Origin of the sequence: Nocardia spumae (assembly GCF_020733635.1) — a bacterium.
Taxonomy (GTDB): domain Bacteria; phylum Actinomycetota; class Actinomycetes; order Mycobacteriales; family Mycobacteriaceae; genus Nocardia; species Nocardia spumae.
Genome location: NZ_JAJFZL010000001.1, coordinates 5,672,228 through 5,695,784, shown reverse-complemented (window position 1 = coordinate 5,695,784; position 23,557 = coordinate 5,672,228). Strand labels below are relative to the sequence as shown.

Here is a 23,557-nt window from a genome sequence, read left to right as displayed (position 1 = left end):
AGCGCCGGTACGCTGCGAGATGTCCGCCGCGTGAGAGGTTGAGCAATGAATACTCGCATTGTTTCCCGGCAGTGCACCCTGTGCGAGGCGCACTGCGGCATCCGAGTCACCGTCGAGGGCGATCAGGTCGTGCGGATCGAGGGCAATCCCGACGATGTGCTGTCGGAGGGATACATCTGTCCCAAGGCGACGGCGATGGGCGCGCTGCATCACGATCCCGACCGGCTCCGCACCCCGATGCGGCGCGTGGGCGACCGGTTCGAGCCGATCGGATGGGATGCGGCGTTCGACGAGATCGGCCGGCGGTTGCGGCGGATCCGGAATGAGCACGGCTCCAGTGCGATCGGCATGTACCTGGGAAATCCGGCGGCGCACAGCTCGTCGGTGCTGTACGGGGTGCTGCTGCGCGCGGTGCTGCTGACCCGCAACTTCTACTCGGCCTCGTCGATCGATCAGTTCCCGCAGGAGTTCGCGGCCTGGCGAATGTTCGGATCCAATGTGCTGATGCCGGTCGCCGACATCGACCGGACCGATCGGCTGGTGATCCTGGGAGCGAATCCGGCGGTCTCGAACGGCTCGGTCACGACCATGCCCAATGCCAGACAGCGGATCAAGCGGGTGCGTGAACGCGGCGGGACGGTGGTGGTGATCGATCCGCGGCGGACCGAGACCGCACGGCTGGCCGATCAGCACATCGCGGTCGTCCCCGGCGGTGACGTCTATCTATTGCTCGCCGTGCTGCACGTCATGGTCGCCGAGCAACTGTGCGACGACCGCGCGGTGCGCGACCGGTGTTCGGGCTGGGACGAACTGCGCGCGACGGTCGAGCCGTGGACGCCCGACGTCGCGGCGCCGCATGCGGGCGTGGACGCCGAGACGATTCGCGCCTTCGCCCGCGATCACGCCGCCGCGCGCTCGGCGGTTCTGTATGCCCGGATCGGGGTGTGCCAGCAGGTGACCGGCACGCTGACCCACTGGCTGGTCAACACGATCAACGCGGTGACCGGGAATCTGGATCGAGCGGGCGGGCAGATGTTCGCGACAGCGCCGGTCGACGCCGCGAGGTACGGCAAATATCTGCCGATGGCCCACGGCGCGTGGACCGACCGCTCCGGGCGCTACAAATCCTTCCGCTCCGAACTGCCCGTGGCGGCACTGGCCGACGAGATCCTCACCGAGGGGCCCGGGCGGATGCGCGCGATGATCACCTACGCGGGCAATCCGGTGCTGTCGACCCCGCAGCGCGGGCGGCTGGACGCGGCGCTGGAATCCCTGGATTTCTGTGTGTCCGTGGACATGTACATCACCGAGACCAGCCGGCATGCCGACATCATCCTGCCCCCGGTGTCCCAGCTCGAACGCGAGGACGTCAACCTGCTGTTCCCGGTGTTCAGCGTGCGCAACAATCTGCGCTACGACGCCAAGGTCTTCGAACCGCCGGCCGACGGTCTCGAGGATTGGCAGATTCTGGCCCGGATGGTGACCGAGATGGTGCCGCTGCCCGCTCGGCGATTCACCGGCCGGGCACTGAACGCGGTCTTCGAACGACTGTCGCCGATGCGATTCGCGGCGCTGGGCATCGCGGCCGGCCCGTACGGAGTACTCCGAAAAGGCCCCGCGGGGTTGACGATTCGCAAGGTGCGCGCCTCGGCCGGGGGCGTGGACCTCGGCCCGTTGCGCCCGCGCCTGCGTTCGCTGATCGGGACCCGCGATCGCAAGGTCTCGCTGGCGCCCGCGGATTTCCGGGAGGCGGTCCGGGATCTGCCCGCCGTCGCACCGGCCGAGGACGGCGGGTACGACCTGCGCTTGATCGGCCGACGTCATCTGCGCAGCAACAACTCCTGGTTGCACAACGTCCCGGCCATGGTCAAGGGACGTGATCGCTGCACGGTCCTGATGCACCCCGCCGATGCCGGAGCGCGCGGCCTGGCCGACGGCGAACCGGTCACCGTCGCTTCGGCCAGCGGTTCGATCGTGGTGACCCTCGAGGTCGGCGACGAGATCCGGCCGGGCACCGTCGCGATCCCGCACGGCTGGGGGCACCGTGAACCGGGCGTCGGCTGGCGGGTCGCGGCCGCACTGCCGGGGGCGAATGTGAATCTGCTGCACGATCCGGCCCTCGTCGATCCGTTGTCGGGCACCGCGGCGGTCAACAACACCTGGGTGAGCGTCACCGGCAACTAGCCGACGAACCCGAATGGCTGTGCGACCCTGCCGGTGGCGGTGCCGATCGAGGTCCGGCAACGGAACCGGTTCGCGCAGCGGGCATTTCCGTGCCGGCCGAGCGGTGCGCCGGCGCTATGGCATAGGTCACGCCGAGCCGGTGTCACAGGATCCGCGGTGCGGACGTCTCATGCAGGACCGATCGCGATGCCGACGATTCGGCATCGCCTCCACTCCTGCGAGGAGATGCTCGTGAACCTCACCCTCTGGATCGTCGCCGGACTGCTGGCCGTGGTCGCCCTGGCCGGTGGCATCACCAAAACCTTCGTACCCAAGGCGACGCTGGCCGCGGCGCCGGGCGGTGGCTGGACCGAACCGATCGCCCCGGGCCTGGTCAAAACCCTGGGTGTCCTCGAACTGCTGGCCGCGGCCGGTCTGATCCTGCCCGCGGCACTCGGCATCGCGCCGATCATGGTGCCGGTGACAGCGGTGTGCTGGGTGCTGTTGATGGTCGGCGCGATGATCACGCACTACCGCCACGGCGAACCGAAGCTGGTCACGGTGAATCTGGTCTACCTCGCGCTGGCGGTCCTCGTGGCCTGGGGGCGCTTCGGTTTCGAGACCTTCACCGCCTGATCGTGATCGCCGTGGCCGCGGATGTGGTTGGCTGTACCGTCAGCGGTTGTCAGGCCGAGCTAGCGGAGGGTGTCATGGCTGAGGAAGTGCTCGCGGAGATGGTGTCGACCGTCTTCCAGATCGTCGCCCAGGAGGGTGCGGCAGTGCATGAAGGCGACACCCTCGTGCTGCTGGAATCGATGAAGATGGAGATCCCCGTGGTCGCCGAGGGGGACGGCACCGTGGCCTCGATCAACGTCAAGCCCGGCGATGTGCTGCAGAAGGGCGATCTGATCGCGGTCATCTCGTAGGTCGTGATCGCCGTGGCTGTGCGCGGATACGATTCGTATCCACCCGGGGTACTTGACGTAATCTCTTATCGGCAGGCACGCCGGGAACGCCCGGAACTGATTCGGGCCGGTACCGCCGCCCCGCAACGCAGATCTCGCGGCACCTACCGGTGCGCTGAATTCCCGGAGAGGCGGAACAGTGTCGACCCTGAGTGACCTACTGGCCGAGCACACCGACCTACCCGGTGCGGCGGTGGATCATCTGCAGCGGGTGGTGGGCGATTGGCAGTTGCTGGCCGATCTGTCGTTCGCCGATCTGCAGCTGTGGGTCGGCGTCGGACCGGTGACCGACGGCGCCGACGTGGTGTGCGTCGCCCAGTGCCGGCCCACCACCGCCCCGACGGTTCAGCCCGACGATCTGGTCGGATCGCTGGCCTCGCGGCAGGAGCATCCGCAGATTTTCGAGGCTCTGGCCTCCGGTGAGATCGTCCGCGTCGAGGGCGAAGCGGAGTCGACGGGCGTGTACCACCCCAGTCCGGTGCACGTGATCCGCGAGGGCATTCCGGTGCGCTGCGGCAACGACGTCATCGCCGTACTCGGGCGCGATACCGATATGCAGCGCTCGAAGGTCCGGGGCAGTCTCGAGCACGCTTATATGAGCTGTGCCGACGATCTGTGCCAGATGATCGCAGACGGTACCTTCCCCACCCTCGAGGACCGCACCGGTTCCCATTCCAGCCCGCGCGCCGGTGACGGTTTCATCCGGCTCGACACCGACGGCCTGGTCGTCTACGCGAGCCCGAATGCCCTGTCGGCCTATCACCGCATGGGCTTGCAGAGCGAACTGGCCGGACAGGATCTGGCCCAGTCGACCCGGTCGCTGATCACCGATCCGTTCGACGCGCAGGAGGTCGTCAGCGATATCCAGGCCGCGCTGGCCGGGAAGTCGGGGCGACGCATGGAGGTCGAGGCGCGCGGCGCGACGGTGCTGCTGCGCACGCTGGTGTTGCGCCCGCACGGGGAGCTGGCCGGGGTCGCGGTCCTGGTGCGCGATGTCACCGAGGTCAAACGGCGCGATCGCGCGCTGCTGTCCAAGGACGCCACCATCCGCGAGATCCACCACCGGGTGAAGAACAACCTGCAGACCGTCGCGGCGCTGCTGCGCCTGCAGGCTCGCCGCACCGAGAACGAGGAGGCGCGGGTGGCGCTCACCGAGTCGGTGCGCCGGGTCACCTCGATCGCCTCCGTGCACGAGATGTTGTCGATGTCGGTGGACGAGGAGGTCGACCTCGACGAGGTGGTGGACCGGCTGTTGCCGATCATGGCCGATGTGGCCACCGTGCACACCGCGCGGATCAAGGTGCGTCGCGACGGTTCACTGGGAGTTTTCTCGGCCGAGCGCGCGACCCCCTTGGTGATGGTGCTGACCGAATTGGTGCAGAACGCCATCGAGCACGCATTCGATGCCGGCGAAAACGGCACCGTGACAATACGTTCCGAGCGTTCGGCGCGCTGGCTCGATGTCATCATCAGCGATGACGGCCGCGGTCTGCCGGAGGGCTTCAGTCTCGAGGGATCCGACCGGCTGGGTTTGCAGATCGTGCGCACGCTGGTCACCGCCGAACTCGGTGGTTCGATCGGTCTGCATCCGGGCGCGGATATCGGCACCGACGCGGTACTGCGGGTGCCGCTGGGCCGGCGTAACGCGCGCTGAAGACGCGCGACCGCGTAAATCGGAAAAACGGAAACAACTGCGAAAAAATAGGCGCGGAAATCAATCACCCGTTAAACAGTGAAGCCCGGCACCTTTTCGGTGCCGGGCCGAAATGCGTTACGGGCCTTGTGGCTGTGCGCTGTCGCCTGGCCGGTAACGCCGCGCCGTCTCAGACGACGGTGCGAGTGCGGGTGCGGGCGTTACGCCGCTTCAGCGCGCGTCGCTCGTCTTCGCTCATGCCACCCCACACGCCGGCATCCTGTCCGGAGGACAGGGCCCAGGACAGGCAGTCGGCGGTCACGGGGCAGCGGGCGCAGACCAGCTTGGCATCGGCAATCTGCGCGAGCGCAGGACCACTGTTACCCACCGGGAAGAACAGCTCGGGGTCCTCGTCGCGACAGATGGCCTTGTGGCGCCAGTCCATTCCTCTGCTCCTTTGCATGGGCGCCGCAAGGCGCCGCTGGTTTGTGGTCCGTTCACTTGTGCGACTCGAATGTTTCCGCACGGTTGCTTGTGAATGCTTTCACGAACACCGTAGATGTCAATAGCCTTTTGGTGCACCGTGGGGAAGCTCACGCTCTAAAGCCCTGAAAAGCCGGGCCTGCGGAGTCCTTTGTACTCGCTTGTACCGGTTTTCGCAGCACAACTGCGATGTTTCTCAGTTGTGTCGGGCGGATTCCGGCTCGGGCGCGACCACTTCGAGCACCTCGGGCACCGAGGTGAAATCCACCACGTTGCGCCGGCCGATGAAATCGCCATCGATTTGCAGTCCGACCTCGTCGGATGCCTCGATTCGCACGGACGGCACATCGTCCACGCGAAACAAATTGCGGCCCTTGGGATCTCCACTGGTGTCCAGGAGTTGCCGGGCGACCGACAGGGTGGGGATCACCCCCATGGTCCGCATCGCGAACACTCCGAGTCCCCGTTCGAACGTGGTACCGGGGTTGGTGCGTACCGGACGGTTATCCAAATAGGTCCACGGACTCGTGTTGGTCACGAATGCGTAATGCACTTCCGACACGGGTGTGTGACCGGGTACACATACCGTGATGGCGGGATCGTGACGTTTGGCCCGGAAGAACTGCCGCACCGTGGTGCGCAGATAGCGGGCGGGCGTGGCGGAGTGCCCGGCTGCGCGTGAACGGTCGATCGCCTCACAGACATCCGCGTCCAGGCCCACACCCGCACTGAACGCGCACCAGCGACCGTCGGCGACCATCAGGCCGATCCGGCGGTCCCCGGCATGCCCGGGGCCGTCACCGTCGAGCGACAGCAGATCGATGAGCTGATTGGTCGCCGCCACCGGATCCGGTTCGATACCGAGCGACCGCGCGAAGACGTTGGCGGAGCCGCCGGGAATGATCCCGAGCCGCGGCACCCGCGCCGGGGAGCGTTGTGCCGCACCCGATTCCGTGGTCGCATCGAGCTCGGGGAGCGGGAGGAAACCGTTCACGGTCTCGTTCACCGTGCCGTCGCCGCCGTGCACGACGATCAGATCCATCTCCGCCTCGGTCGCCCACTGCGCCAGTTCGGCGGCGTGACCACGATGCTGCGTGTGCGCGACGATGAGCTGGGTGCGGCTCTCCAAGGCATGGGCGAGCAGATCCCGAGTGGCCGGAGTGGTCGAAGTGGCATTCGGATTCACGATCAGCAGCGTCCGCACCCCAGCAGCCTACTGAGCCGCGGCCGCCGAAATCGCATGCGGCGGTGACCACCGGTGCGGGGCGGCTCGCGCGGTGGTGTGGTGGACTCCCACCGTCATCCGGGGCGACCTTCGCGGTGACGCAAGCCGTCGTCGCCGGGCCCGTCGCCGCCGTCGCTACGCTGGGCGGGTGGCGAAGCAGAACGCGGAGGACGACAGCACTCGCGCCGGCGGCCCCGGCGAGGCGGCCGAGACGACCCCCGGCACGGTGCGCGCGGCGGGTGCACTGGCCGCGCTCGAGGGGCTGATCGGCGTGATCATCGCGATCGTGCTGGTGGTGCAGGGGCACGACCGGTCCGCATACGGGACGGCGGCGTGGTTCGTGATCCTGGCCGGCGCGGTACTCGCGGCCGGCATCGGACTGCTGCGGGGTAAGCGCTGGGGCCGGGCCATCGTGGTCATCGCGCAGATCCTGCTGCTGCCGGCCGCCTGGTACATGCTCAGCTCACATCGACTGGAACTGGGAATTCCGGTCGGCCTGCTGGCATTGGTGACCCTGGGTCTGATCTTCTCCCCGCCGTCGGTGCGCTGGATGGCCGAGGCCTACGACGACATCGCGGACTGACGCCACATCGGCCACAGCAGTGGTCCGCCCCGGGTGACGTCGAGTTCACCGCGCAGCTCGAATCCGTAACGCTCGTAGTAGGCGATGTTGTCGAATTTGCTCGACTCCAGATAGGCCGGGACGCCGACCTCGTCACAGTGCGCCAGCCGCGGCGCGAGCAGTGCCTGCCCGTACCCCCGGCCACGTACCGCCGGATCGGTGCCGACGATCGCCAGGTACCAGTGCCGCTCGTGGGGATGCGCCGTGCTCATACGCTCCGACATCGCGCCCGCGGCCACCAGCCGCAACCCGAACGCGCGCGCCAGTGACGGCAGCATCCGCAGCGACCGGTCGCCACCGGAATCCCAGGCACCCGGAGGTGACCAGACCGCACCGCCGACGATGCGACCGGATTCGTCGAAAGCCGCGTCCACCGCTCCGTGCGGCAGATAGAGGTGGCGGATCAGGGTGGCGAACATCAGCGCCGCGCGCCGGGGCCGCCCGCGGTCGGACGGGATGCACCACCGCACGATCGGATCGTCGTCGAATGCCAGGCTCAGCACCCGCGACAGTTCGGGTATCTCCGATGCCACGATGGGACGAACGGTGACCTTCATCGGTCCAGACTATGCGTACGTCCGGCGGAAACGACGCCTGAACGCCCCGCTGCCGCACTTTCGGTCAATCGTCCAATTCTGCCAGCCGGGCGTTGAGAAAGTCGCGCTCCGCGGCGTTCTCGGTCAGCATCAGGGCCTCGGAATAGGCCAGCCGGGCCTCGTCGGCGCGCCGCTGCCGGGCCAGGAAGTGCGCCCGGGCGGCGGGCAGATAGCCGTAGCCGGCCAGCTGGGGCTCATTCGACAGCGCGTCGAGCGCTGCCGTGCCGGCCGCGTCGCCGCGTGCCATCCCCACCGCGACCGCCCGGTTCAGTGCCACCACCGGCGAGGGCCACAGCTGGATCAGCACATCGTAGAGACCCAGGATCTCCTGCCAGTCGGTGTCGTCGTAGCTGGGCGCCTCCGCGTGCACCGCGGCGATCGCGGCTTGCAGCGCGTAGCGGCCGGGCCGTCGTTCGAGGGCGGTGCGGACCAGTGCGAGCCCCTCGGTGATCTCGCCCCGATCCCAGCGCGACCGATCCTGATCGGCCAGCGCGACCATGGCGCCGTCGGCCGCGGTGCGCGCCGGACGGCGGGCATCGGTGAGCAGCAGCAGTGCGAGCAGACCCGCGATATCCGGATCGCCGGGCAGCAGGGTGTGCAGCATCCGGGCCAGATCGATGGCGCGTTCGGTGAGTTCGCGGCGGATCAGATCGGCGCCGGACGGTGCGGTGTGTCCGGTGGTGAACAGCAGATGCACCACCGCGAGGACGGCCTCGATGCGCTCGGGCAGTTCGGCCGGATCCGGTACCCGGTACGGAATGCGGGCGGCGGCGATCTTCTTCTTGGCGCGAGTGATGCGCGCGGCCATCGTGGGCTCGGCGACCAGGAAGGCGCGCGCCACCTCACCGGTGGTGAGCCCGCACACCAGGCGCAGGGTGAGCGCGATCTGGGTCTGCGGGGCCAGGGCCGGATGGCAACAGGTGCAGATCAGCCGCAGCCGGTCGTCACCGAATTCCGCGTCCGGATCGAACATCGCGAGCTCATCGATACCCGTTGTGCCGGAAGATCTCTCGTCGGCGAGGAGCAGTGGCAGGGCCCGGCGCGCGGTCGACCGGCGGCGCAGCAGGTCCAGCGCCCGGTTGCGCGCGACCGTGGTGAGCCAGGCCGCGGGCCGGCGCGGGATCCCGTCGGTGGCCCACCGCACGAGTGCCTGCGCATACGCGTCCTGCACGCATTCCTCGGCCAGATCCAGATCCCGGGTCACCCGCACGGTCGAGGCCAGGACGAAGGCCCATTCCCGGCGATGCGCGTCGGCGACGGCCGCGGCGACCGCGTCGGGGCCGGACCCGCCCACCCGGGGCAGATCCGGTCCGCGATCGGTGGCGCGATCGAACACGGTGTGTCTCAGCCGAGTTCGAGAATCGGCCGTACCTCGACACCACCGTGCGGCATCGGCACCCGGCGCGCGATCGCGATCGCGGCGTCCAGATCGGGCGCCTCGATCAGGTAGTAGCCGCCGAGTTGTTCCTTTGTTTCGGCGAACGGGCCGTCGGTGACCACGAAATCGCCGGCGCCGTCCGGGCGCACACTGGTCGCGGTGTGACCGCGATGCAGGGCGTTGCCGCCGCGCAGTGCGGCCGCGTGCTGTTCGGCGAACTCGCGGTGCTCGGTCAGCATCGGGCTGCCCGGCTCCGGCTCGGGTACCGCGTGTTCGTCCTGGTAGATCAGGATCAGATAGTTCGACATCGCTGGATCGTCCTCCGAGTGGGTGGTCCGCCTTTCGGACCATTCAACTCTTCGACGTCCGGTGTGCGGCCGAATCGACAGCCCGGCGGGGAAATATTCAGGACCCGGATTCGGCCAGCCGCGTCAGCGCGTCGCCGCTGAGCCGGAAGCCGGTCCACTCGTCCTGTGCGGCCGCGCCCAGGCGGCGATAGAACTCGATCGAGGGCGTATTCCAATCCAGCACCGACCAGTCCACCCGGGTGTAGTCGTTGGCCACCGCCTCGCGGGCCAATTCCGCCAGGAGCTCCTTGCCCAGGCCCCGGCCCCGCGCCTCCGGCCGGACGTAGAGATCTTCCAGGTAGATGCCGTGCTTACCGGTCCAGGTCGAATAGTTCAGGAACCAGATCGCGCAGCCGACCACCCGATCCGGCGAGCTGTCCGTGGCCACGTGGGCGAAGACCGCCGGCTCCGGGCCGAACAACGCGGTCTCCAGCAGCCGCGGGGTGAGCGCGCACTGCTCACGTGCCCGCTCGTATTCGGCGAGGTCGTAGACCAGCTCGACCAGGGCGGGTACGTCCTCGGGGGTCGCACGGCGGATCATCGGCCACCGTCCTGCGCGGGCACGAGATTGTGGGCCAGGATGGTGCGGGCCTGATGGTCGTGGCCGAGCACGCTGATCGCGGCGGTCGACAGGAAGAAGCGCCGCCCCTCGCGCGCCGGGAATTCGGCCCAGCGCGCGATCAGCACACGGGAGAAGTGTCCGTGGCCCACCAGGACGACATCGCGGGTACGCAGGGCCGGCTGAACCGATTCGAGGACGCGGTCGGCGCGGTCCGACACCGCCTCGAGGGATTCGCCGCCGGGCACCACACCGGTGAAAATGGTCCAGCCCGGCACGGTTTCGCGGATCTGCGGCGTGGTGCGGCCCTCGTATTCGCCGTAATCCCATTCGGCCAGGTCGTCAACGACGCGCGGATCCTGCAGCCCGGCCAGTTCGGCGGTGTGCACCGCGCGTTTGCGGGGACTGGTCAGCACCAGCGGATCGCTGAGGTCGAGTTCGGCCAGCACGGGCGCGGCGGCCCGGGCCTGCTCCTCACCGCGTGCCGTGAGCGCGATATCGGTGCGTCCGGTATGTTTGCGCGCCGCCGACCACGCGGTTTCGCCGTGCCGCAACACCACCAGTCGATAGTCCCTGTCCGATGCACTCATGATCCCGATCATGCCGCACCGGGGCCGCCGGCGGTGGAGTGGATCAGCTGATCCCGTAGAGCCGGCCGCCACGCTGTTCCAGCACCACCGGGCCGCTGATCGCCAGCGATATCGGCTCGCCGTGGTAGTCGCTGCGTCGCAGCGGAATTCGCCTCTGTTGCGCTCCGCTGCCCGGATCCAGGGCCGCGATACCGTCGGCGACCGGAATCAGGATGTGGCCGGCCATCATGGCGGGCGAGCCCAGGGCATCGGGCGCGGTCCACATCGGTTCGAATGTGGTGGCGTTCAACGCGATCACGCTGTTGCCGGTGAAGACGAAATACGCCGATCCCAGTCGGGTGACGGTGCTGTTGTCGCCGATCGGCGCGGTGAGCCGGTGCGCCGCAAGTGAATTGGCCGAAGTATCGTAGATCGCGAATTCCGGTGGTGCGGTCTCGGTTCCGGGCAGATACAGCACGATCCGATTGTCCGCGACCGCGATGACGCGGGCATCGGCGGCCGCGGCGCCCGGCTCGGTGAGCACATGTGAGCCGTACTCCTCCGGAGCGGAGGCGTCCTTGGGCGCCGGATTCAGCACGGTAAGCCGGTCGGCGGCGTCGTCGGGGCAGCGTTCGAGCACTGCCAGCCTGCTGCCGCCCGAGCCCGCCGACAGCAACCGGCAGTCGTGCCGGGGCTGGGTGTGCGGATTCACCGGCGCGTCGACATAGCCGTATTCGAGGGTGCGGACCAGATCCGAGCGCCACATCTCGAGCCGGTCGGCGCCCTGAGCCAGGACATAGGTGCCGTCGGAGCTGAGCCGGACCTCGGAGTCCATATAACTGCTGCGCGCGGTGCGCCGCCGACCGTCCTCGGCGCCGAGCATGGTGGTCTGACTGCAGCCGCGGTCGTCGCGGTAGGTGGCGATGACGGTGGCGAACTGGCTCTCCAGGCCGCACAGCGGCAGATCGCGCCGGTAGCTCCACACCTCGTGCCCGGTGGCCGGATCGAGTCCGGTGACGGTCCCGCCGTCGCCGGTGACGGCGACACCGCTCGAGGTCAGTGCCCGGCGCGCGACACCGTCGGGGGCGTGCCAGCGTTCGGTGAGGTTTTCCGGCAGCCGGTCGGCGGCCGGGGCGACCGATGCCGGATGCGCCGCGGGATCGGATTCGGTCCCGCGGGCAGCACTGTTCGCCCACACGACAACAGCCGCGATCGCCACGACGACGGCGATCGCGACTGCGGCATAGAGGTCGGCGCGCGTCCGCCGCTCGGGTGCGAGCACGTCAGCGAGACTAACCGATCAGGTGGCTAGACCGACGCGGCAGCCTGATCCGCGCCACCGGAACCGGAGTCCGATGCGTCCGCCGCGGCGGCGGTGTCACCGTTGTCCGCGGCGGGCTTGCGGCGACGACGGCGACGGCGGCGGGCCGGCTTGTCACCCTCGGGCTGATCGTCCGAAACCGGCTGGGACGCAGACGATTCGGACTTGCTCGCCGACTCGTCGGTGGGGTCGGAGTCGGTGGTGGTCTGCTCGGCACCGCCGCCCTCGACCGGCTGTCCGCCGCGGGTGCGGCGCCGGTTGCGCTTGCGCGGCGCCCGGGCTTCCCGTTCGACCACCACGGCGTCGGCGTCGCGCGCGGGAGCGCGCCGTAGCGTTCCGGTCGCGCTCTCCGGGATGCCGAGATCGGCGCGCAGGTGCTCGGAGCGGGAGTAGGTTTCCACCGGCTCCGGAATGTCAAGTCCCAGTGCGGAATTGATACTTTCCCAGCGGTGCAGTTCGTCCCAGTCGACCAGGGTCACCGCGACACCGGTGCGCCCGGCCCGGCCGGTGCGGCCGATGCGGTGCACGTAGGTCTTCTCGTCCTCCGGGCACTGGTAGTTGACGACATGGGTGACATCGTCGATATCGATACCGCGCGCGGCGACATCGGTGGCGACCAGGACGTCGATCTTGCCCTTGCGGAATTTGTCGAGCGCCTTCTCACGGGCGATCTGTCCCAGGTCGCCGTGGACCGCGCCCACCGCGAAACCGCGCTCGGCCAGATCGTCGGCGACCTTCTGGGCGGTGCGTTTGGTGCGGGTGAAGATCATGGTGGCGCCGCGGCTCTCGGCCTGCAGAATTCGCGCGATCAATTCGCTCTTGTCCAGTGCGTGCGCGCGATAGACGAATTGCGCGGTGCGATCGTGGACCGCCGAATCGTGCGGTTCCTCGGCCCGGATATGGGTCGGTTTGTGCAGGAACGTGCGAGCCAGGGTGATGATCGGTCCCGGCATGGTGGCCGAGAACAGCATGGTCTGGCGCTGATCAGGAACCATCGACAGAATGCGCTCGATATCGGGCAGGAAACCCAGATCGAGCATTTCGTCGGCCTCGTCGAGCACCAGAACGCCGACCTTGCCGAGGATCAGATGTTGCTGTTCGGCCAGATCCAGCAGACGGCCGGGCGTACCGACGACGACGTCGACACCCTCGCGCAGAGCCGCGATCTGGGCGTCGTAGGGCCGTCCGCCGTAGATCGAGGTGACGCGCAGCGGGCCCTGCTGATTGCGCAGATATTTACCGGCATTCTCCAGATCCTGGGTGACCTGAATGCACAACTCGCGGGTGGGCACGATGACCAATGCGCGGGGAGTGCCGTCCAATGCGGTGGTGCCGGAACCGGTCGAAGAAATTCGATGCAGCAGCGGTACGCCGAATCCGAAGGTCTTACCCATACCGGTGCGGGCCTGGCCGATCAGATCGTCGCCGGCCAGCGCCAGGGGCAGCGTCAGCTCCTGGATCGCGAAAGTACGTTCGATTCCGATCTCGCCGAGTGCGCGCACGATTTCCGGGCGCACTCCCAATTCGGTGAATGACGGAGCGGTGTGTGTGGGGTCCAGTTCCGCTGTGAGCAGCGTGTCCGACAACCCGGGTTCTTGTTCTACGGTGATCTTGCTCAGGGTTCGTGCCTTCCTCGTGTGAATCGCATCCAGCGCGCACGAGGGTGGATTGGGACCGGGAATTCCGGGCCACCACAAATCCGGCGTTTCCACCTGCACTCTCGCCGCCGAGGACGGTGCCCGGGTGCGGTGCAAAGGTGTCGCGGATCTGGTGCGCGCACATTTTCCGTGGGCTTCGGTTACCCCTGTCGCGCTACCCCGATCGGCCGGTCTCGATATGCCGGCCACGATATGGCAGCGCGAGCAAAATTTCCGTTGCCCACAAAGATTGTAGCGTGATACCTTTCTTCGCCTCATTTCCGCTCTCGGTCGGCGGACCGACCGAGCCGGTCTGTGCTGCGGCACACGGTAATTCGTCGTGGCCGGGAGAAAACGCCCGCGGGCGCGCTGGGCCGGAGCCGGAGTGCGGGCGTGGCCCATCCCACATATCTGAGACACTGCGTCTCACGATAAGTTGGTCGATGTGAGCTTGGCAGAGACCGTGGGCGCCGCGGCCCGCAACGCATGGGCGCTGACCTTCGGCGACGGCATCGAAGCCCCCGCGCCCACCCCGTCGACCGTACTGTGGGACGAACCGCACCGCCTGCTGCGCCGATACGACATCGACCCCGCCGGGCCGCCGCCGGCCGACGACGCCGCGGTGCTGCTGGTGCCGCCGCTGGCCGCCCCGGCGACGTGTTTCGATCTGCGACCGGATCAGAGCCTGGCCCGCTTCCTGCTCGAGATCGGGCGGCGTCCCTACCTGGTCGACTACGGCGAGATCGGCTTCGCCGACCGCCGCATGGGCTTCGAGGACTGGGTCGACGACATCCTGCCGGAGGCCGTACGGCGGGTATCGGCCGATCGCGACGGCGCACCGGTCGACCTCGTCGGCTGGTCGCTCGGCGGAGTGCTGGCGCTGCTGACCGCTGCGGCCGACGCGACGCTGCCGATTCGATCGATCACCGTGATCGGCGCACCGCTGGACTACAACCGTGTCAACGGAGTGCCACAGGTCCGCGCGCTGGCGCGGCTCGACGGCGGCCTCACCATGTCCACGCTGATCCGCGCGGCCGGCGGCGTCCCGGCTCCGCTGACCCGACTGGCCTACCGGGCCGCGGCCTGGGATCGGGAACTGCGCCGACCGCTGTTCCTGGCCAACAATCTGGCCGATGCGGCCACGCTGGCACGGATGGAGACCATCGACCGATTCCAATCGCAGTTGCCGGGCTATCCGGGGCGTTTCTACAACCAGCTGTGGAGCCGGTTCATGCTGGCCAACGACATCGGCAGGGGAGTGGTGCACATCGGGGCGCAGCCCATCGTGCTGGCCGAGATCACCGCACCGGTACTGCTGGTCGGCGGGCCTCAGGACGTCATCACGCCCGCGGCCGCGGTGGCGCACGGCCGGGACACGCTGACCGGTGCGCGCGAGGTGCGCTACGAGGACGCGCCCGGCAGTCATCTGGGCATCCTGATCGCCCGCGACACCACCTGGGGCTACCTCGAGAAATTCCTGCGGGACCAGGCATGAACGGCGCACTACGTCACATCGCGGCCCCCGCCGGACAGCGCTCCGCACCGCCGCTCCGCTGCTGCCTCCGGGCTTCGACCCATTAGGCTGGTGTTCATGGGTGCAAACACATCTGGCGCGCTGGGTGTTTCGACCGAATCCGATCATCGAATCCCCGCCGACCATCTCGGTGTCACCGATCTGTTCGCGGTGCTCGCCTACGGTGAGATCTCCGCGTTCTACCGCTTGGCGGAAGAGGCGAAATTATCGCCGACGCTGCGCGGCAAGGTCGCGGCGGCCAAGATGGCCGCCGCCGAAATGGCGCATTTCGAAACACTCGAAACCGCACTGCAGGGTCGTGGTGTCGATGTTTTCGACGCGATGGCGCCGTTCGTGCGGGCACTGGACGCCTATCACGCGTCGACCGACCCCTCGACCTGGCTCGAGTCGATGGTCAAGTTCTACGTCGGTGACGGTATCGCGGCCGATTTCTACACCGTGCTCGCCGATTCGCTCGCACCCGAGGTGGCCACGGTCGTTCACGACGTCCTGGCCGAGACCCACCATTCGGAATTCGTCGTCGAGGAGGTGCGCCGGGCGGTCACGGTGAGCCGCTCGGAGCGCGATCGGCTCACCCTGTGGGGGCGTCGGCTGCTGGGTGAGGCCATCACCCAGGCGCAGTTCGTGATGGCGCAGCGTGACGAGCTGACCGAAATCGTGCTGACCGCGACCGGTGATCTCAACGGGGTGGCGGCACTGTTCGAGCGGATGCAGAACTCACATGCCGAGCGGATGCGGGTGCTGAGCCTGGGATGACCACGGTCGGGTGTTCGCTGAGAGCACAGGCAGGCACATCGTCGCGGTCCCGTCGGCTGCACTAGCCTGAGACGACAGCATCTGGACTCTAGGAGGTTGGCCGTGGAGGTCAAGATCGGCATTTCGGATAGCCCGCGGGAACTGGTCATCGCCAGCTCGCAGACCCCCGAGGAGGTCGAAGCGCTGGTATCCGCGGCTCTGGGCGGTTCGGGTGGGGTGCTGGCGCTCGAGGACGAGAAAGGGCGCAAGTATCTGATCCAGGCAGCCAAGGTCGCCTATGTCGAAATCGGCACCTCCACCAGCGGCCGCGTCGGCTTCGCCGCGGTGTAGACCGGCGCTCGCCGCTTTCTGCATTCGGCTGAGGCTGTTGCGGCCTGAGAAACCTGAGAAATACGAAAGGGCCCGGACCCGCATCGGCGGGTCCGGGCCCTTTCGGTTATCTCAACGCTGCGACAGCGGCACGCGCGACAGCCCACCCCAACAGAGCTGGACCGTGGTGTCGACCGCCTCTTCCTTGGGGATCGGCCGGTCGGCCTCGAGCCAGTAGCGTGCGGTGATCTGGCTGGCGCCCACCAGTCCCACGGCCAGGATGCGGGCCCGGTAGGGGTCCAGGCCGGAATCGTGCGCGACGAGGTCGAACACCGCGTCCACACAGGCCTCGGTGGCTTGCTCGACGCGGCGCTGCACCTGCGGCTCGCTGGTGAGGTCGGATTCGAAGACCAGCCGGAAACCCTGGGTCTCGTGGTCGACGAAGTCGAAGTAGGCCGCGACCGCGGCGCGGACGCGTTGGCGGTTGTCCGTGGTCGAGCGCAGCGCCTGGCGGACACTGGAGACCAGGGCGTCGATATAGTTCTGCAGCACCGCCAAATAGAGTTCGAGCTTACTCGAAAAGTGCTGGTACAGAACGGGTTTGGAGACACCGGCGCATTGCGAGATCTCGTCCATGCCGGCGGCGTGATAGCCGCGTAGTACGAAAACCTCGCTGGCCGCGGCGAGCAGTTGGGCACGGCGGGCCTCGCGGGGTAGGCGGGTTCCGCGCTTGCTCGGTGCCATGGCCTCGGACGACAGTCGCGACGACGTCATCCGGTCCACGAGGTCAGTCATTTCGGTTCTCCCAGTCGATTCCCGGCGGGAACGTGGATGTGCACGGGTATCCAACGAACGATACTCGTTCGTGATCCACCGCGCTGCGGGTCGGGTGCACTTGGCTGTGAGCCGATCCCGTTCCTGCCATTGTGGTATTCGAATAACTTCCCACACCTATTGGCAACCTGTCAGTAACTGGCCGCCGTGAGAAATCTCGCACAGCGGTGAGATTTCTCGCAACCCGGGCCGGTCGGGGACGGTATGTGGTTCTGCTCGAGCAGGCTGTGAGACTCTGTTCGAGTGAGCGACCAACGGGGAAGATCCACCGGCGGGCCCGACTCGAGCCGCCCCGCAGGCGCCGTGGTCGCGCGTATGGAATCGCCCGATGACCCGCAGCGCAACCGGCAGCAACCCTCCGAACTCCCCGAAGTCTACGATCCGCTCGGCCTGTATTCCGGTGATCGTGAGTTCGCGCCCGGCGGGGACCGCTCGCATCAGCCGCTGCGCGCGAAGTGGGACCCCACCGACGCCGGCGACTCCGCGAATCGGCCACGCCCGGAACGCGATACGAAGAAGCAGAGCGCACTGGGCAGGTTCGTTTCCGCTTACGGCTGGCGTGCCTACGCACTTCCGATACTGGCGGTGATCACCGTGCTGGTGGCCGTGGACGCCGTCAAGGGGGGTACCGAATCTGCCAGCGGCCCCACCCCAGCCCTGGGAAGGCTCAGTCAGCACACCAGTAACGCGGGCATCATCGGCGCACCCCCGAAGGGGGATGGCAAATTCGGCGGCGAGCTGTCGTCGGGGGCGCTGCCGGCCGGTGGCGCCTTCACCGAGGCGGGCGCCGACTCCTGGCATCTCGTGCCCGGTACGACGCCTCAGGTCGGGGCGGCACAGGAACATCTGTTCACCTACACGGTCGAAGTCGAGAACGGGGTGGATACGTCCTCGCTGGGTGGTGACGACTCGGTCGCCAAAATGATCGAGGCGACGCTGGCAAACCCCAAGAGCTGGACCCACGATCCGCGCTTCGGCTTTCGCCGCATCGATAACGGTGAACCGGATTTCCGGATTTCGCTGACCTCGCGGCAGACCACCAAGTCCGCCTGCGGTTTCGAAATTCCGATCGACTCCTCCTGCTACAACTCGGATCTGGACCGGGTGGTGCTGTCCGAGGTGCGGTGGGTGCGCGGGGCGACCGCCTTCGAGGGGGATATCGGTTCCTATCGCCAATACCAGATCAACCACGAGGTCGGGCACGCGATCGGCTATCACGAACATCAGCCGTGCGAGAACGACGGCGGACTGGCGCCGGTGATGATGCAGCAGACCTTCGGGACCCGCAACAACGACATCGCGACCTTGGATCCACAGGGCGTGGTGCCCATGGACGGCAAGAAATGCCGGTTCAATCCCTGGCCGTATCCTCGGGGTTAGCAACGACCTGCCACCATGGCAGGCCGGGAAGAACGGCCCGATTCGCCGCGTTGCACCGATCAGCCCAATCGGCGAATTCGATTCGAGGAGTCTGCGACGTGTCATCACCACTGTCCCTGCCACCGCTGGTCGAGCCGGCCGCGGAGCTGACCAGGGATGAGGTCGCCCGCTACAGCCGGCATCTGATCATTCCGGATCTCGGTATGGACGGGCAGAAACGCTTGAAGAACGCCAAGGTCCTGGTGATCGGTGCGGGTGGTCTGGGATCACCGGCACTGCTGTATCTGGCCGCGGCCGGTGTCGGCACCCTGGGCATCGTGGAATTCGACGAGGTGGACGCGTCGAATCTGCAGCGGCAGATCATTCACGGCGAATCCGATATCGGCCGCAGCAAGGCCGACAGCGCGCGCGATTCGATTCTGGAGATCAATTCCGGCATCAGCGTGGTGCTGCACAAGATTCGGCTGGAACCGGAGAACGCGGTCGAGCTGTTCGCGCAGTACGACCTGATCGTCGACGGTACCGACAACTTCGCCACCCGCTATCTGGTCAACGATGCCGCGGTGCTCGCCGGGAAGCCCTATGTCTGGGGTTCGATCTACCGGTTCGAGGGGCAGGTCTCGGTGTTCTGGGAGGACGCCCCGGACGGTCGCGGCATCAACTACCGCGACCTGTACCCGGAGGCCCCGCCGCCGGGTATGGTCCCGTCCTGCGCCGAGGGCGGTGTGCTGGGCGTGCTGTGCGCGTCGATCGGTTCGATCATGGTGACCGAGGCGATCAAGCTGATCACCGGCATCGGGGAGACCCTGCTGGGCCGGCTGATGGTCTACGACGCACTGGATATGAACTACCGCACCATCAAGCTGCGCCGCGATCCCGAGCGGCAGCCCATCACCGAGCTCATCGATTACGAGGCGTTCTGCGGTGTGGTCTCCGAGGAGGGCCAGGCCGCGGCCGTGGGTTCCACGGTCACCGCTCGCGAGCTCAAGGACATGCTCGACGCGGGCAAGGATGTCGCGATCGTCGACGTCCGCGAGCCGGTGGAGTGGGATATCGTCCGCATCGACGGCGCGACCCTGATTCCCAAGGACCGCATCCTGTCCGGTGAGGCGCTGGCCGAACTCCCGCAGAACACCCCGATCGTGTTGCACTGCAAGACCGGTATCCGTTCCGCGGAGGCCTTGGCGGCGTTGAAGCGCGCCGGATTCTCCGACGCCACCCACCTGCAGGGCGGAATCATCGCCTGGGCCAACCAGATCGACCCGAGCCTGCCGGTGTACTAGGGCTGTGCCGCCCTCCCGGCCCGGCGCGCCGGGCCGGGCCGGGAGGAGCCGAGCGGTCGCCGAGGACGCGCCGGTATCCCGGTCGGGCTGTCGGCTGTGGGAAGCCGGAGGCGGTAGCGCGGTCCTAGGGTTCGGTGCATGACAGGACGAGGCGCACCTCTCGAGGTGACGTACGGCGAGGGCTGGGACGGGACGGCTGGGCGCGTGGCGGGCCCGATCGCGGTGGAGGAGGCGCGGTCGCGGGACGCGGCCGGTGAACCCTACGCGGTCGTGCTGACGGCGGCGGGTAGTGCGTTGCCCGTCGCGGTGTTGCATATCGCGTGGAACGACGACTACCTGGGTTTGTGGTGGTTCGATGAATTCGGGCGTCGCGACCGCGAGGTGGATCTGCGTCGTCTCGAATCCGAGCGCTTGTTCTTGCGCCATGACGAAAGATGGCGTTACCCGGATCGCGAAACCCTCGAATTCTCCGAGACCAGCTGGCACGTGACCACCGATCTGTTTCCCGATGGCAGGGGGCGTCAGGTCGTGGAGCCGAGGGGGCGTCTCGGCGGCTCCACCTACACGGTGCCGGAGTTGCCGGTCGATCGGCGATGGCTACCGCGGCCGGCATTCGGTGACTGGGCGGAGCTGCTCAACGTCCCCGTGCTGGGATCGGGGACCACATACCGGATTCGTGGGAACTCGCCGGATCCGGCCGAGCCGTCCAGCGGCGCACCGCAGCCGTTCGGCTGGCACGCGCCGGCCCCGTACTCGGAGCCGCTACTGGACACGCTGTTCACCCCGGGCGCCTCGGTCACCAACGAAGAGAGCCCCGATCCCATCGCCATCGAGGTTCGAACGATCTCCAGCTACACCGTGACCGGGTCCGCCGTGGCGTTCTGCGACCCCCAGCCGGTCCCGTCGGAGGGCACGGACGACCTCGTCATCGTCGACATTCCTTCCGGCACATACCCGTTGCAGGAATCCGTGGTCAGCTACGAGGGCGAGATGTTCGGGGAATCCTTCACCGTCCGGGAAAGCTACGCGTACCGCCTGCTGATCAGCGACGCGCCCACCGTCTCCTGGACGATGGCCATCCGGACCGGCGACGACCCGCGCCTGCTGCGCGACGGCGAGCGCTCGGGATTCCCCGTCGACACCGGTACCGGCTGCCTCGTCGATGTCACCGCGCGGTCGGCGTTGATGCGACGCTTCCGGGACGGCGAATCGTCGCCCGACGAGCAATACCCGGATTTCGACAGAGTCACGGATCCGGACGTCGGCGCCGAATTGCTGGCCTTCCCGACCGGAGGAGACGGCGACGTCACCGTCTGGATCGGTCACGACATCCAGGGGAACGTGACCGCTGTGGCGATCCCGATGCCGCTCGCGCTGATCGGAGTCGAACCCTGGACAACGGAGGCGGCGCCGACGGTCGCGTAACCCGACCGGTAGGCGGCGGCTCGGGGAGGCAGGCGACCCCCGGCGTGGTTACTCGAGTGGACAAGTTCGCGGGGTTACGGTACGGCCGTGACATCTGTCGAACCTCCGGAGCATGTGCGGGCCACCTTCGGCCTGCGCGAAGTGTCCCCGGTCGCGCTGGGCGACTGGGACGGTGGGTGGCGATGCGGGGATGTGGTGCTCAGCCCGGTAGCGGATCATGCCCGTGCGGCGTGGTCGGCGAAGGTGCGTGAGACGCTGCAGGTGGACGGGGTGCGACTGGCCCGGCCGGTCCGCGCCACCGATGGTCGCTATGTGGTCTCCGGGTGGCGGGCCGACACCTTCATGGAGGGCACGCCCGAACCGCGTCACGACGAGGTGGTGTCGGTGTCGTTGCGCCTGCACCACGCCACCGCGCGGCTGGAACGGCCGCGCTTTCTGGTACAGCAGCCCATCGCGCCCTGGGTCGATGTCGACGTCTTCGTCGCCGCCGATCGGGCAGCCTGGGAGACGGTGCCGCTGCGTAGCCTCAAGGCCGGCGGGATGCTGCCCGCGGCCTCCCTGGACGGCCGTCACAGCATCGATATGCTCGCGCAGCTGGCGACCTTGCGAAAGCCGGTGCAGACCCCGTCGCAGCTGGTGCACGGTGATCTGTTCGGCACGGTGTTGTTCGCCGGCGGGCAGGCGCCCGGGCTGACCGACATCACCCCGTACTGGCGGCCCGCGTCCTGGGCCGCCGGGGTGATCGTGGTCGACGCGCTGTCGTGGGGCGGTGCGGATCCGGGTCTGCTGGAGCGGTGGTCGGATATGCCGGAGTGGCCGCAGATGTTGTTGCGCGCGGTCATGTTCCGGCTGGCGGTGCACGCGCTGCATCCGCGGTCGACGTCGGAAGCCTTTCCCGGCCTGGCGCATACCGCCGACATGATCCGCCTGATGGTGTAGCGCGGCTCGCCGATCGCGGTGATCGGCGAGCCGCGCGTGCTCAGATGCCGGCGTGGGCCAGCGAGGGCGCCCGGCCGACCGCGAACGACGAACGCAGGTAGAACCACCAGGTGAGGCCGGCCATCGCGAGGAAGGCCACGGCATAGGCCCAGAAGGCCGGAGCCATTCCGCCGAAGTGGATATTGGATTCGCGCAGCGCCTGCTGCAGCACCCAGCCCCCGGCCGCGCCTACCGCGCCGACGACGCCGATCGCCGCGCCCGCCTGCCGTTTGGCCGCGGCCAGCGCCTGCGCCGGATCCTGACCGGCCTCGGCGGCCCGGCGCTTGGCCTCGGCGCCGAAGATGGACGGAATCATCCGGTAGGTCGATCCGTTGCCGACGCCGCTCAGGACGAACAGCAGCAGGAACGAAATCAGGTACAGCGGAAAGTTCTTCATCGACAGGGCCGTCACGATCAGCGCGGTGGCACCGGCCATACCGCCGAAGACGTAGATCGTGATCCGCGCTCCGGTGAATTTATCGGCGATCCAGCCACCGACCGGCCGGCTCAGGGAGCCGACGAACGCGCCGAGGAATGCGAGATTGCCGATGGTCGACATCCAGCCGATCTTCGCCAGCTCCGGGAATGTGGATTTGAGCAGGGTGGGGAAGGCGAAGGAGAAACCGATGAACGAGCCGAAGGTGCCGACGTAGAGCACGGCCATGATCCAGGTGTGCCGACTGGTCAGCGCGAGGCGATAGGAACTGCCGTCGGATTTCGCGCCGGTGATCGAATCCATGTAGCGCAGCGCACCGAACATCGCGATGAGAATGAACGGAATCCAGACCAGAACCGCGAGTGTGATGCCGAATCGGTAACCGCCGGGGTCCTTGGCCATCAGATGGGTGCCGAGGGTGATGATCAGCGGGACCAGCAGCTGGGTTTGCGCGACCCCCATATTGCCGCCGGCGGCGTTGATGCCCAGTGCGGCGCCCTTCTTGCCCTCGGGATAGAAGAAGTTGATATTCGCCATCGACGAGGAGAAATTGCCGCCGCCCACGCCGGCGAGCGCGGCCAGCAGCATGAACACCCAGAACGGTGTATCGGGTTGGTTGACGAAATAGACCAGGCCCAGGGTCGGCAGCAGCAACATACCCGCGCTGAATACGGTGAACGCCCGCCCGCCGAATTTCGGGATGGCGAAGGTGTACGGCACGCGCAGTGCGGCGCCGACGAGGGTGGGGGTCGAGGTGAGCAGTAGTGAATTGGCTACGGCGTCGGGGCCGCTCAGATAATGGAAACCGGCCGAGCCCATGGCGGTCACGACGCTGGCCCACAGCACCCAGATGCTGAATCCGAGATTCTCGGAGAACACCGAGAAGGTCAGATTCTTACGGGCCGTGCGCTTTCCGCCGTTGGCCCAGAAGGTTTCGTCGTCGGGTTCCCAGTGGTCGAGCCAGCGCCCGCGGGCTTGGTATCGGAAGGCCGGGGTCGAGGTACCGGCGGGTGCGACGTCGGTGGATGTCATCGGCGCGTCCTCTCGAAGGGTGCGACCGCCCTCATCGTGGTGTGGTCTCGGCCGAGATGCCGGGCCCGTGCGGTCGAATTCACGGTAGGAAT

At 67.7% G+C, this 23,557-nt stretch carries 23 protein-coding genes; 12 read left to right on the top strand and 11 right to left on the bottom strand.

Translation table 11 applies throughout. The annotated features are described in order from the left end of the window. The first annotated feature begins 45 nt into the window (after nt 1-45). The 4 genes from LKD76_RS25250 (at nt 46) to LKD76_RS25235 (ending at nt 4,782) form a co-directional block, all read left to right on the top strand. Nucleotides 46-2,184 carry a molybdopterin oxidoreductase family protein gene (locus LKD76_RS25250; RefSeq protein ID WP_227983909.1) on the top strand — a complete coding sequence of 713 codons (2,139 nt, stop codon included), beginning with the start codon at nt 46-48 and terminating at the stop codon, nt 2,182-2,184. Between the two features lie 231 nt (nt 2,185-2,415). Further along, nucleotides 2,416-2,799, top strand: a complete 384-nt coding sequence (locus LKD76_RS25245; protein ID WP_372465927.1) for a DoxX family protein — start codon at nt 2,416-2,418, stop codon at nt 2,797-2,799. Between the two features lie 74 nt (nt 2,800-2,873). Then, entirely contained in the window at nt 2,874-3,089 is a 216-nt protein-coding gene (locus LKD76_RS25240; RefSeq protein ID WP_227983908.1) for a biotin/lipoyl-binding carrier protein, read from the top strand. A gap of 178 nt (nt 3,090-3,267) precedes the next feature. Further along, on the top strand, nt 3,268-4,782 hold the full coding sequence (locus tag LKD76_RS25235) for a sensor histidine kinase (RefSeq protein WP_227983907.1): 1,515 nt from the start codon (nt 3,268-3,270) through the stop codon (nt 4,780-4,782). 169 nt (nt 4,783-4,951) lie between these two features. On the opposite strand, the gene LKD76_RS25230 is transcribed toward LKD76_RS25235, so the two are convergent. Together LKD76_RS25230 and LKD76_RS25225 are read right to left on the bottom strand one after the other, a co-directional pair. Next, complete coding sequence (locus tag LKD76_RS25230) at nt 4,952-5,206, bottom strand: WhiB family transcriptional regulator (protein WP_025347717.1); 255 nt, start codon at nt 5,204-5,206, stop codon at nt 4,952-4,954. Nucleotides 5,207-5,440: 234 nt separating this feature from the next. Further along, nucleotides 5,441-6,448: a diacylglycerol/lipid kinase family protein gene (locus LKD76_RS25225; protein WP_227983906.1), complete on the bottom strand. Its 1,008-nt coding sequence runs from the start codon at nt 6,446-6,448 to the stop codon at nt 5,441-5,443. A 169-nt stretch (nt 6,449-6,617) separates the two neighbouring features. Between LKD76_RS25225 and LKD76_RS25220 the strand changes: the two genes are divergently transcribed. After that, nucleotides 6,618-7,052, top strand: a complete 435-nt coding sequence (locus LKD76_RS25220) for a hypothetical protein (RefSeq protein WP_227983905.1) — start codon at nt 6,618-6,620, stop codon at nt 7,050-7,052. Here the strand turns inward: LKD76_RS25220 and LKD76_RS25215 are convergent. The 7 genes from LKD76_RS25215 to LKD76_RS25185 all read right to left on the bottom strand — a co-directional run bounded on the left by LKD76_RS25215 (nt 7,031) and on the right by LKD76_RS25185 (nt 13,447). After that, nucleotides 7,031-7,648, bottom strand: a complete 618-nt coding sequence (locus LKD76_RS25215) for a GNAT family N-acetyltransferase (RefSeq protein ID WP_227983904.1) — start codon at nt 7,646-7,648, stop codon at nt 7,031-7,033. The two genes, LKD76_RS25220 and LKD76_RS25215, sit on opposite strands and share 22 nt — an antisense overlap. A gap of 64 nt (nt 7,649-7,712) precedes the next feature. After that, a complete protein-coding gene (locus LKD76_RS25210) occupies nt 7,713-8,981 on the bottom strand; it encodes an RNA polymerase sigma factor (RefSeq protein WP_372466008.1) in 1,269 nt (422 codons plus the stop codon). Nucleotides 8,982-9,031: 50 nt separating this feature from the next. After that, on the bottom strand, nt 9,032-9,373 hold the full coding sequence (locus LKD76_RS25205; protein ID WP_227983902.1) for a YciI family protein: 342 nt from the start codon (nt 9,371-9,373) through the stop codon (nt 9,032-9,034). Nucleotides 9,374-9,470: 97 nt separating this feature from the next. Next, a complete protein-coding gene (locus tag LKD76_RS25200) occupies nt 9,471-9,953 on the bottom strand; it encodes a GNAT family N-acetyltransferase (protein ID WP_227983901.1) in 483 nt (160 codons plus the stop codon). Beyond that, a complete protein-coding gene (locus tag LKD76_RS25195; RefSeq protein ID WP_227983900.1) occupies nt 9,950-10,561 on the bottom strand; it encodes an acid phosphatase in 612 nt (203 codons plus the stop codon). The genes LKD76_RS25200 and LKD76_RS25195 overlap by 4 nt, the downstream gene beginning before the upstream one ends. Before the next feature lie 43 nt (nt 10,562-10,604). Then, entirely contained in the window at nt 10,605-11,822 is a 1,218-nt protein-coding gene (locus LKD76_RS25190) for an Rv3212 family protein (RefSeq protein ID WP_227983899.1), read from the bottom strand. A 26-nt stretch (nt 11,823-11,848) separates the two neighbouring features. Next, on the bottom strand, nt 11,849-13,447 hold the full coding sequence (locus tag LKD76_RS25185) for a DEAD/DEAH box helicase (RefSeq protein ID WP_227983898.1): 1,599 nt from the start codon (nt 13,445-13,447) through the stop codon (nt 11,849-11,851). A gap of 496 nt (nt 13,448-13,943) precedes the next feature. On the opposite strand from LKD76_RS25185, the gene LKD76_RS25180 reads away from it, so the two are divergent. From LKD76_RS25180 to LKD76_RS25170, 3 genes are all read left to right on the top strand, one after another. Then, nucleotides 13,944-14,993 carry an alpha/beta fold hydrolase gene (locus LKD76_RS25180; RefSeq protein ID WP_227983897.1) on the top strand — a complete coding sequence of 350 codons (1,050 nt, stop codon included), beginning with the start codon at nt 13,944-13,946 and terminating at the stop codon, nt 14,991-14,993. A 96-nt stretch (nt 14,994-15,089) separates the two neighbouring features. Beyond that, the gene (locus tag LKD76_RS25175) at nt 15,090-15,788 is read left to right on the top strand and encodes a ferritin-like fold-containing protein (RefSeq protein WP_227983896.1); all 699 of its coding nucleotides are present in this window, start codon (nt 15,090-15,092) and stop codon (nt 15,786-15,788) included. A gap of 102 nt (nt 15,789-15,890) precedes the next feature. Next, entirely contained in the window at nt 15,891-16,118 is a 228-nt protein-coding gene (locus LKD76_RS25170) for a DUF3107 domain-containing protein (RefSeq protein ID WP_227983895.1), read from the top strand. Nucleotides 16,119-16,229: 111 nt separating this feature from the next. On the opposite strand, the gene fasR is transcribed toward LKD76_RS25170, so the two are convergent. Further along, nucleotides 16,230-16,892, bottom strand: coding sequence for an HTH-type transcriptional activator FasR (gene fasR / locus LKD76_RS25165; protein WP_030515992.1), 663 nt, complete (start codon nt 16,890-16,892; stop codon nt 16,230-16,232). A gap of 354 nt (nt 16,893-17,246) precedes the next feature. Between fasR and LKD76_RS25160 the strand changes: the two genes are divergently transcribed. From LKD76_RS25160 to LKD76_RS25145, 4 genes are all read left to right on the top strand, one after another. Next, nucleotides 17,247-18,311: a DUF3152 domain-containing protein gene (locus LKD76_RS25160; protein ID WP_227983894.1), complete on the top strand. Its 1,065-nt coding sequence runs from the start codon at nt 17,247-17,249 to the stop codon at nt 18,309-18,311. A 98-nt stretch (nt 18,312-18,409) separates the two neighbouring features. Then, a complete protein-coding gene (moeZ, locus tag LKD76_RS25155) occupies nt 18,410-19,594 on the top strand; it encodes an adenylyltransferase/sulfurtransferase MoeZ (protein WP_227983893.1) in 1,185 nt (394 codons plus the stop codon). A gap of 138 nt (nt 19,595-19,732) precedes the next feature. Then, on the top strand, nt 19,733-21,019 hold the full coding sequence (locus tag LKD76_RS25150) for a DUF4241 domain-containing protein (RefSeq protein ID WP_227983892.1): 1,287 nt from the start codon (nt 19,733-19,735) through the stop codon (nt 21,017-21,019). 87 nt (nt 21,020-21,106) lie between these two features. Further along, nucleotides 21,107-21,958 (top strand): TIGR02569 family protein, encoded by an 852-nt coding sequence (locus LKD76_RS25145; RefSeq protein ID WP_227983891.1) that lies wholly within the window; start codon nt 21,107-21,109, stop codon nt 21,956-21,958. A gap of 40 nt (nt 21,959-21,998) precedes the next feature. Here the strand turns inward: LKD76_RS25145 and LKD76_RS25140 are convergent, their stop codons facing one another. Beyond that, a complete protein-coding gene (locus tag LKD76_RS25140; protein ID WP_227983890.1) occupies nt 21,999-23,465 on the bottom strand; it encodes an MFS transporter in 1,467 nt (488 codons plus the stop codon). Nucleotides 23,466-23,557 lie beyond the last annotated feature (92 nt).

Bases quoted from the DNA above. Each gene is read 5' to 3' on its own strand.
- LKD76_RS25250 (WP_227983909.1), top strand. From the start codon at position 46: ATGAATACTCGCATTGTTTCCCGGCAGTGCACCCTGTGCGAGGCGCAC.
- LKD76_RS25240 (WP_227983908.1), top strand. From the start codon at position 2,874: ATGGCTGAGGAAGTGCTCGCGGAGATGGTGTCGACCGTCTTCCAGATC.
- LKD76_RS25230 (WP_025347717.1), bottom strand. From the start codon at position 5,206: ATGGACTGGCGCCACAAGGCCATCTGTCGCGACGAGGACCCCGAGCTG.
- LKD76_RS25215 (WP_227983904.1), bottom strand. From the start codon at position 7,648: ATGAAGGTCACCGTTCGTCCCATCGTGGCATCGGAGATACCCGAACTG.
- LKD76_RS25205 (WP_227983902.1), bottom strand. From the start codon at position 9,373: ATGTCGAACTATCTGATCCTGATCTACCAGGACGAACACGCGGTACCC.
- LKD76_RS25200 (WP_227983901.1), bottom strand. From the start codon at position 9,953: ATGATCCGCCGTGCGACCCCCGAGGACGTACCCGCCCTGGTCGAGCTG.
- LKD76_RS25195 (WP_227983900.1), bottom strand. From the start codon at position 10,561: ATGAGTGCATCGGACAGGGACTATCGACTGGTGGTGTTGCGGCACGGC.
- LKD76_RS25175 (WP_227983896.1), top strand. From the start codon at position 15,090: ATGGGTGCAAACACATCTGGCGCGCTGGGTGTTTCGACCGAATCCGAT.
- fasR (WP_030515992.1), bottom strand. From the start codon at position 16,892: ATGACTGACCTCGTGGACCGGATGACGTCGTCGCGACTGTCGTCCGAG.
- LKD76_RS25160 (WP_227983894.1), top strand. From the start codon at position 17,247: ATGGAATCGCCCGATGACCCGCAGCGCAACCGGCAGCAACCCTCCGAA.
- LKD76_RS25150 (WP_227983892.1), top strand. From the start codon at position 19,733: ATGACAGGACGAGGCGCACCTCTCGAGGTGACGTACGGCGAGGGCTGG.
- LKD76_RS25140 (WP_227983890.1), bottom strand. From the start codon at position 23,465: ATGACATCCACCGACGTCGCACCCGCCGGTACCTCGACCCCGGCCTTC.